The organism is Streptomyces sp. NPDC059080 (assembly GCF_042739975.1).
In the GTDB taxonomy this organism is placed as follows: Bacteria; Actinomycetota; Actinomycetes; order Streptomycetales; family Streptomycetaceae; genus Streptomyces; species Streptomyces benahoarensis.
The window spans coordinates 17053-24315 of the sequence record NZ_JBHYGX010000032.1; the positions used below are offsets into that span (position 1 = coordinate 17053).

General features: G+C 72.5%; 8 protein-coding genes. 4 read left to right on the top strand and 4 right to left on the bottom strand.

What is annotated here, in order from left to right; all coding sequences use genetic code 11:
• Positions 1 to 204: 204 nt before the first annotated feature.
• Complete coding sequence (locus ACFWWQ_RS22420; protein WP_384598809.1) at positions 205 to 981, bottom strand: WXG100 family type VII secretion target; 777 nt, start codon at positions 979 to 981, stop codon at positions 205 to 207.
• Complete coding sequence (locus ACFWWQ_RS22425) at positions 978 to 1286, bottom strand: hypothetical protein (protein ID WP_384598811.1); 309 nt, start codon at positions 1284 to 1286, stop codon at positions 978 to 980. The genes ACFWWQ_RS22420 and ACFWWQ_RS22425 overlap by 4 nt, the downstream gene beginning before the upstream one ends.
• 237 nt (positions 1287 to 1523) lie before the next feature.
• On the opposite strand from ACFWWQ_RS22425, the gene ACFWWQ_RS22430 reads away from it, so the two are divergent.
• Both ACFWWQ_RS22430 and ACFWWQ_RS22435 read left to right on the top strand, forming a co-directional pair.
• A complete protein-coding gene (locus ACFWWQ_RS22430) occupies positions 1524 to 1931 on the top strand; it encodes a hypothetical protein (RefSeq protein ID WP_384598813.1) in 408 nt (135 codons plus the stop codon).
• 395 nt (positions 1932 to 2326) lie between these two features.
• Positions 2327 to 4375, top strand: a complete 2049-nt coding sequence (locus ACFWWQ_RS22435) for an ATP-binding protein (RefSeq protein ID WP_384598815.1) — start codon at positions 2327 to 2329, stop codon at positions 4373 to 4375.
• A gap of 103 nt (positions 4376 to 4478) precedes the next feature.
• Here ACFWWQ_RS22435 and ACFWWQ_RS22440 read toward each other — a convergent pair whose 3' ends face one another.
• Both ACFWWQ_RS22440 and ACFWWQ_RS22445 read right to left on the bottom strand, forming a co-directional pair.
• Positions 4479 to 4841, bottom strand: coding sequence for a hypothetical protein (locus tag ACFWWQ_RS22440; RefSeq protein WP_384598817.1), 363 nt, complete (start codon positions 4839 to 4841; stop codon positions 4479 to 4481).
• A gap of 34 nt (positions 4842 to 4875) precedes the next feature.
• A complete protein-coding gene (locus ACFWWQ_RS22445; RefSeq protein ID WP_384598819.1) occupies positions 4876 to 5175 on the bottom strand; it encodes a hypothetical protein in 300 nt (99 codons plus the stop codon).
• A gap of 391 nt (positions 5176 to 5566) precedes the next feature.
• Here ACFWWQ_RS22445 and ACFWWQ_RS22450 point away from each other — a divergent pair, with 391 nt between their 5' ends.
• Together ACFWWQ_RS22450 and ACFWWQ_RS22455 are read left to right on the top strand one after the other, a co-directional pair.
• Positions 5567 to 5896 (top strand): hypothetical protein, encoded by a 330-nt coding sequence (locus tag ACFWWQ_RS22450; RefSeq protein ID WP_384598821.1) that lies wholly within the window; start codon positions 5567 to 5569, stop codon positions 5894 to 5896.
• 141 nt (positions 5897 to 6037) lie between these two features.
• Complete coding sequence (locus tag ACFWWQ_RS22455) at positions 6038 to 7102, top strand: PE-PGRS family protein (RefSeq protein ID WP_384598823.1); 1065 nt, start codon at positions 6038 to 6040, stop codon at positions 7100 to 7102.
• Positions 7103 to 7263: the final 161 nt, after the last annotated feature.

Sequence of the window (7263 nt, forward strand, 5' to 3'; positions counted from 1 at the left end):
CCCGGGGCGCGGCGCCGCGGGCGGGCGCCGGGGCGCCGCGGCGGGGGGGGGCGGGGCCGCCGGCCCCCCCCCCCCCCCCCCCGCCGTGGTGCAGGGAGTTGTTCCCGTTCCGTACGGGTCCCGGGGGCCCGCGGCCGGCCTGGCCCGTCCCGGTGGGCGGGCCCGGGTGCCCGCGACCGGCCCGGCCCGGGCCCCCGGGGCGGCTCAGCCGAAGGCGCCGTGCCTGCCGACGTCGGGGCGGACACCGCCTGCCGGAGCGGTGCCCCCGGCCGGGTCGGTGCCGCCGGAGGGCTTGGCGTCCGGGGGCGCGGCGGGTGCCGGGGCGGCGGACGCCGCGCTCTTCGGGTCCGGGCCGCCGGAGCCCTTGCCCGCCGGTGCGGCGTTCTTCGGCCCGCCCGTACCGGATGCGGCGGCCGCTCCGTCCGGGGTGCGGGCCCCCTTGGCGATACCGGCGCCGCCGCGGCGGGGGCCACCGGGGCCGAACGGGTCGGGGCCCACGGGCGCGTCGGAGACCGCCCATTCGCCCTTCAGCGGCGGCCGACTGCCCTGGCCGCCGCCCCCGCCGCCCTTGCCCCGGGCGAAGCCGCCGAGCGCGTTGCCCAGCTGCCCGAGGGCCATGACGCCGTACATCAGATCGCGGCCGCCGTCCGAGGAGTCGCCGGCGGGCGCGGCGGGCGCCGGGGCGTCCTTCGCCTCGCCGTCCTTCGCCTCGCCGTCGTGCTCCGGCGCGGCGGGGCGGGACGCGGCGGATTCCAGGTCGGCGGCGGCCAGTTCGAAGACCGGCAGCGCCTCGTCCACCGACCGCTTGAGGCGGTGCCAGTCGGCGGCGAACGCCTCGCCCGCCGGGCCCTGCCAGTCGGCGGCCGCCGCCCGGCCCACATGCTTGTCCAGCTCGCGCACCATGCCGTCGAGGTGGCTGCCCATCTCCCGCCACCCGGCCGCCGCCTCGTGCAGCGCCTCCGGATTGCCCCGCCCCGTCATCCGGCACTCCTGATCATCGCGTCCGCCTCGTCCTCGGCCGCCTGCGTCGAGACGGCCGTCCGCCGTATGCCGCCGCCGACCTCGGCGAGCCGCTCCTGCAGCTGCCCGAGGGCGCGTTCGGCCTGCTCGTACAGTTCCCTGTGCGAACGGGACGCCTCCTCGTCGCCGAAACCGTCGCGCAGCGCGGTGGCGTCGGCCCTGCGCCGGAATGCGGTCAACTGCCGTGCCAGATCGTCCGCGTGTTTTTCGAAGACCGTGCCGAGCTTGTGCAACTGCTCGGTATCGGTCCGGACTTCGTCGGACATCTTTTTCTCCCCGAATTTGATGCGCAGTGACCTGCCGGACATCGTCTCAGATGTAGCACACCGGCAAAGGGCAGCCACCTCGCCGTTCGGAGGCCGGACGGCGGCCCCCGGAATGCGCGGTACGCGATATCCGGCAATAGCGACAACCCGCCTTGACGCCGTCTTCCCACCCGTCATTAGACTCGTGACGCCGGTGCAGCACATGTGGTTGCTGCGCCACACGTTCAAGGGGGCAGCATGAGCAACGAACGGCAGATCCAGGACGCGGACCTGATGGACGTCGCCCAGGATCCGGAGCAGGCGCACCGGCTGCGCAAGGCGCTGAAGACCCTGGCGGAGAACCCGAACGTCGGCGGTCCGCTCCAGGAGATGGCCAAGGAGGTCCTGGCCGGGCGGATCGGCATGAAGGAAGCGATCCAGACGCCGACGTACATGGACGCGATCGGCGACCGCATCGGGGAGATCCGGCACGCGGCGGAGAACCAGACGATGGCGGAGCGCGAGGAGTCGCGCGAGAAGTTCGCCGCCTGGCAGAAGCAGCAGGACGAGCAGGAGGACAAGGAGCGCGCCGAGCGCGACGGCCCGTCCTCCCAGCTCGTCACCGGTCCGCGCCGTGGCCGCGGCGGCTCCTCCCACCGGAACTGAGACCGCGGGATGCGGGGTGAGAGGAGGAGCCGGGTCTCTTCCCCTCACCCCGCTTCCCGTTTCGCCCCACCATTCCTCCGGGCGCTGCCCCGCTCCCTTTCCTGATTTCCCCGCTTTCTTCACACGGAGCCCCCGGAAGCACCCAAGAGGCACGCCCCGTAGAGAGCTCCGCGCACCCTTTTCCCGTAAGTCGCGTACAGAAATCGGGAGTACGGGGCTTTTGGCCCGAAAACCGTGTGCCGGATAACGGATCGGGCGCCCGAAACCCGGTCCGCGGTCAACGGAGCGCACCCGTGTACCGGTTCCGGAACAGCCCGCCCCGACGGCCCCGGGGGCACGGCCCGGATCATAGGATCGCCGGTGGAGCCGGAGAACGACGGTGAAGGGCGGGATTCATGGGGGACGAGGAAGTCATCGACGCCTCGCGGACGGACGGCGCCACGGCGCCCGGATACACACCGCATCCGTACATCGGCGGCCGCACCGCGGCGCTCCGCGCCCTCGCCGCCTGGCGGATGAGCTGGCCCGGCGCGCCCCGCGTCATCGCGCTGACCGGCGCCCCGGGCAGCGGACGCGGACGGCTGCTCACCGGTTTCCTGATGCTGTGCGACCCGGAGTTCCGTACTCGGCTGCCGCTGGACGAGCTGGACCCGGCGACCGTACCGCCGGACCTCCCCGCGCCCGCCGTGCCGCGCCCCGACGGGCTCACCGCGGCGCAGCTGCTGTGGACCGTCGCCGACCACTTCGAGCTCGCCGCCACCCGCACCGCCGACATCTTCACCGAGCTGGGCGCGCGCGAGGAGCCGGTGACGCTGGTGGTCCCGGATGTCGCGGCGGCGGGCCCCGTGCGTGCCGCCGGGGAACCGGCCCGCCTGGTGCGCGAGGTCCTCGCGCCGCTCGCCGCCGTCCCCACCGTGCAGCTGCTGGCCGTCGTCCCGCGCGAGCTGGCCGCCGAGCTGACCGCGGGGCTGCCGCAGGGCCAGGCGCAGATCATCGACCTCGACGCACCGGAGTGGGCCGATCCGGACGGGCTGGTGGCGCACGCCGCGACGGCGCTCGACCCGGCCCGGGGGGCGCCCGCCCTGCCATTCACCACCGGCCCGCGACCGCGCGAGGCGCTCGCCGGGGCGCTGGCCGCCCGCGCCGCCGGGAGTCATCTGACGGTGGAACTGGCCGTACGGTCCGCGCTGCTGGCACCGGAGGGCTTCGACCCGGCCGATACGGAGCGGCTGCCCGCCTCCGTGGGGCAGGCGGTCGCTCTGCACGCCCGGCGACTGGGCGCGGACCCGAGCCTGCTGCGGCTGCTGCTGGCGCCGCTCGCGCTGGCCGAGGGTGACGGGCTGCCGCTCTCGTTGTGGGGCACGCTGGCGAGCGCCGTCGCGGAGCGCGATCTGAGCCGCGAGCTGGCCGAGGGCACGCTGCTGACCGCCCCGTTCGTGGACCTGGTGGAGGCCCCGTCCGACGCCGAGGACGGGGCCGAGGACAGGGCCGAGGACGGGGCCGACGGGACCGGCGGGACCGACGGCCGGACCCTGATCCGGCTCGCCCACCCCGCGCTCGCCGCGGAGATCCGGGACGGGCTGCCCGACGCCCGGGGCGCGCAGACCCGGATCGCCATGACGCTGCTGGAGGCAGTGCCCGGCCAGGACTGGTCCCGGGCCGACCCGTACGTCCGCGACCACCTCGCCGGGCACACCCTGGACGCCGGGCTGCTGCCCCAACTCCTCACCGACCCCGGCTTGTTCGCCCATGCCGACCCGGTGGTGCTGCGCGCCGCGGTGGAGGCCGTACCGCCCCAGGAGCTGGGCGCCCCGGCCCGTACGTATCTGCGCACGGCGCCGCTGCTGACCCGTACGCAGGCGACGCCCGCCCTCCGCGCGGCGCTCCTGGAGACCGCGTTCGTCGAGGACGGGCTGGCGCCGTACGCGCAGGCGCTGCACGGCCTCGGCCTCGCCCTGCCGTGGCGCACCCTGTGGAGGGTGCCGTCTGCCGGGGCGACCGCCGTCACCGCCGGGGTACTGCCGGGCGGGCCGGCCCCCATGCCGGTGGCGGTCAGCCGGGTGCCCGCGGCGACGCCGGGCGCCCGCCCGCTGCCCGGCGGCGACGGTGCGTTCGTCGTCCACACCCTGGCGGACGGCACCCCGCTCGACGCGGCGCCCGAGCAGGTGGTGCGCCCGTCCGAGGAGGAGCGCGCCGCCTCGCCGTTCGGCCTCAGCCGGGGCGGCGGCTACGTACGGGTCTGGGACCGGGAGACCCAGGAGGTGGTGGCGGCGGTGATCACCGATACGCCCGTCCTCGGCGCCGATCTGTCGGCGGACGGTGTCCTGCTGATCGCCACGGAACGCGGCGTCACCGCCCGGCGGATCCTCGCGGCACCGCCCACCGCCCCGGACCGGCCCGGCCCGGCCCCGCTGGCGTGCCCGCCTCTCCCGGACCCGAAGTAGACCGCTCGTGATCCCCCGGCAACAGGCCCACACCACGGCGGACCGCTGACTCAACCCCGAGGGGGGAACACCGGGCCGCGCCACGAGATCGCCCTACGGGAGTTCACTCTCGACTGGGTGGTGGGGGCCGTGCCGCCGCCCCGGAGACCGACCCGGCCACCGGCGCGCAGTGCCCGCCCGCGGGGATCGGCACCGCCTGAGGCTCCGTCGCCCGCGCCACCGGTGAGCTGCCGGTGTGGCCGTCGGTGCCGGTCGACGAGGTCATCCAGATGTACCGGCAGCCGACCGGAGGGCTTACGGCTTCGGGGCTTACGGCTTGGGGACTTGCAGCTTGCGGCCGCAGGGGCATGGTGCGGCCGCACGGGGCGGTGGCGACCAGCTCACGGAGCGGCGACGGCAGCGGCAGCGGCAGCGGCAGCGGCAGCGGCAGCGGCAGCGGCAGCGGCAGCGGCAGCGGCAGCGGCAACAGATTCAGGGCTGACGCAGCAGCGGCGGCACGCTCACGGCAGCAACAGCCAGTCCGCGGCGAGGGCCGCGGCCAGTCCGATGCCGAGCAGCCAACTCCCCAGCCGGGTACGGCCGTGGCGGCTGAGTTCGATCACCACACCGCACAGCACCAGCGCCGCCCCGTACACCCCGACCACCAGCACCGAGGTCCGGCTGGCCAGCCGTACCACCAGCACCACGGCCATCGCGCCCATCATCACCGAGGCCAGCGCGATCCGTATCCGCCGTGCCTGACGGGGCGTCGCCGCCCCCCGTTCCCCCGAAAGAGGCTCCTCGCCCCTGGCTGCTTCCATGATCCGAGATGCTACGGGACCGCCACGCCCGGCCCCGCCCGCACTCTCCACCGGACAACACCCCCTCCACAGCGCCCCGTTCGCCACCTCACTCCACCGGGAACATGGCCTCCCTCCCCCATGCCCTTCCCCCACCTCCTCCCCTTCCTCTGCCTTTCCTTGACCTTCCCCATACCACCATTCCCGGGAATTCCCCACCGCACCACCACCGCACGGTTTCCCCGCCACCCCGAACGAAAGCCAACTCCCCCGCTCCGCAAACGATTAACGTTCCACAATTCTCACAGATCCTACACAATCCCATGTGGCATGGCGCCATACAGGTCATTTAAAGTGAGAGCATTGGATGTGAAAATTTCCATGTAAAAACGGGCATGCAACGGGGGTAGCGATGACAGGCAAGGCTTTTGACGTAGATCCGGACGTGCTGAAAGCACAGGGCACCGTGTTCGTCCACATCGGCAGCGGCTTCTCCAAGGCATCGAAGAAACTTCAGGACGACCTCGAGAGCATCGGCGACCCCTGGAATAAGTGCGACTTCGGCGAAATCTTCGAGACCATCTACGAACCAGTCAAAAAGGGCATGTTCACATCGATGGACTCGCTCGGAGAACGCCTTGAAGGAATAGGCGAGAAGCTCGGCGAGATGGCCCAGTCCTACACGGACTCCGACGACCAGGGCATCCACACCATCAGCGCCGCCGGCCACCCCGTGATCTGACGGCGACGACGTCCCCGTGCGATCCCGCATCGCGCTCCCAGATTTCCCGGGACCACCCGGCATCACTTCCCACACCACGGCTCGGCCCGCTTTCCGCGGCCACGTCACACTTCTCTGCCACACCGTACGGGGGACAACACCGTGTCACTGACGCTTCCAGGAGAGGTCACCTGGGTCCTGGACCTCCTGGGATACGAATGGCCCGAGGCCGATGAGGACGCGCTTTTCGCATGCGCAGCGGCCTGGCGCACCTTCGCCGAGCAGGTCAACGAAACCCTGTCCCAGGGCTCGGCCGCGGCCAACGAGGTGACGTCCGCCAACTCCGGTGAAGCCATTGAGGGATTCACCGACGAGTGGGGCTCTTTCGCCGGTGGCGGGAACAGCGGCGACAACTATCTCCGTGACGCCGCCGCGGCGGCCGAGGTCATCGCGCTCGCCTTCGACGCCGCCGCGCTCGCCGTCATCGAGGGAAAAGTCGCGGTCATCGTCCAGCTGGTGCTGCTGGCCGTGGAACTCATCTCCGCACAGGCCGCCGCCCCCTTTACCCTGGGCCTCTCCGAATTGGGTGCCGCCGGTGTCACCCAGGCGACGCGCGTGATCGTCCGGCAGATCCTCGACAAGATCAAGCGCGAAGTGATGCAGGCCGCCACCAAGGCCATGGAGCACGCCACCATGGACGCCGTCAAGAAGATGGCGAAGAAGGCGGTCTCCAAGGAATCCCGCAAACTGGCGGCCGACTACATCAAGAAGACCGTCAAGGAAGAGGTCAAGGACAAGGTCGTCACCGCGGGGAAGGACCAGGCCAGGGAATTCGCCAAGGAAACCTTCGTCGAAGGCGCCAAGGAAAAGGTCAAGGAAGCCGGCACGGAGATGGGCCAGAACGTCGCCGAACAGGGCATCGAAACCCACTTCGGCGAACGCGACGGCATCCGGTGGAACGAAACGGCCGACATCGGCAAGGAAAAGGCCAACGAGTACGTCGACGACGTCCAGAAGGACGCGGGCGAAAGGCTGCAGACCTACCGGGACGGCGTCACCAGCCTCACCGACCCCACCGCCTACACGGACCGCGCCCAGTCCGACCTCACCGAACGCGGCCTGAACCACGCCCAACGCCAGACAGACCACCACACCGGCGGCGCCGCCACCCGCCACCAGGAACACACGGACACGGCAAGGGAACACGTACGGTCCGTCTTCGGCTGAGCCGAGCCACGGGGCCGGGGCGGGGCCGCAGTCTGGGGACTCGCCCTGCGGAACATCCGGCCTCCGGCAGGCCGCAAGGACGGCGAACGCATAACAGAGCGGGGGGGGGGGGGGGCCCCCCCCCCCGGCCCGCCGCCCCCCCCCTCGCGCCCGAAACCCCC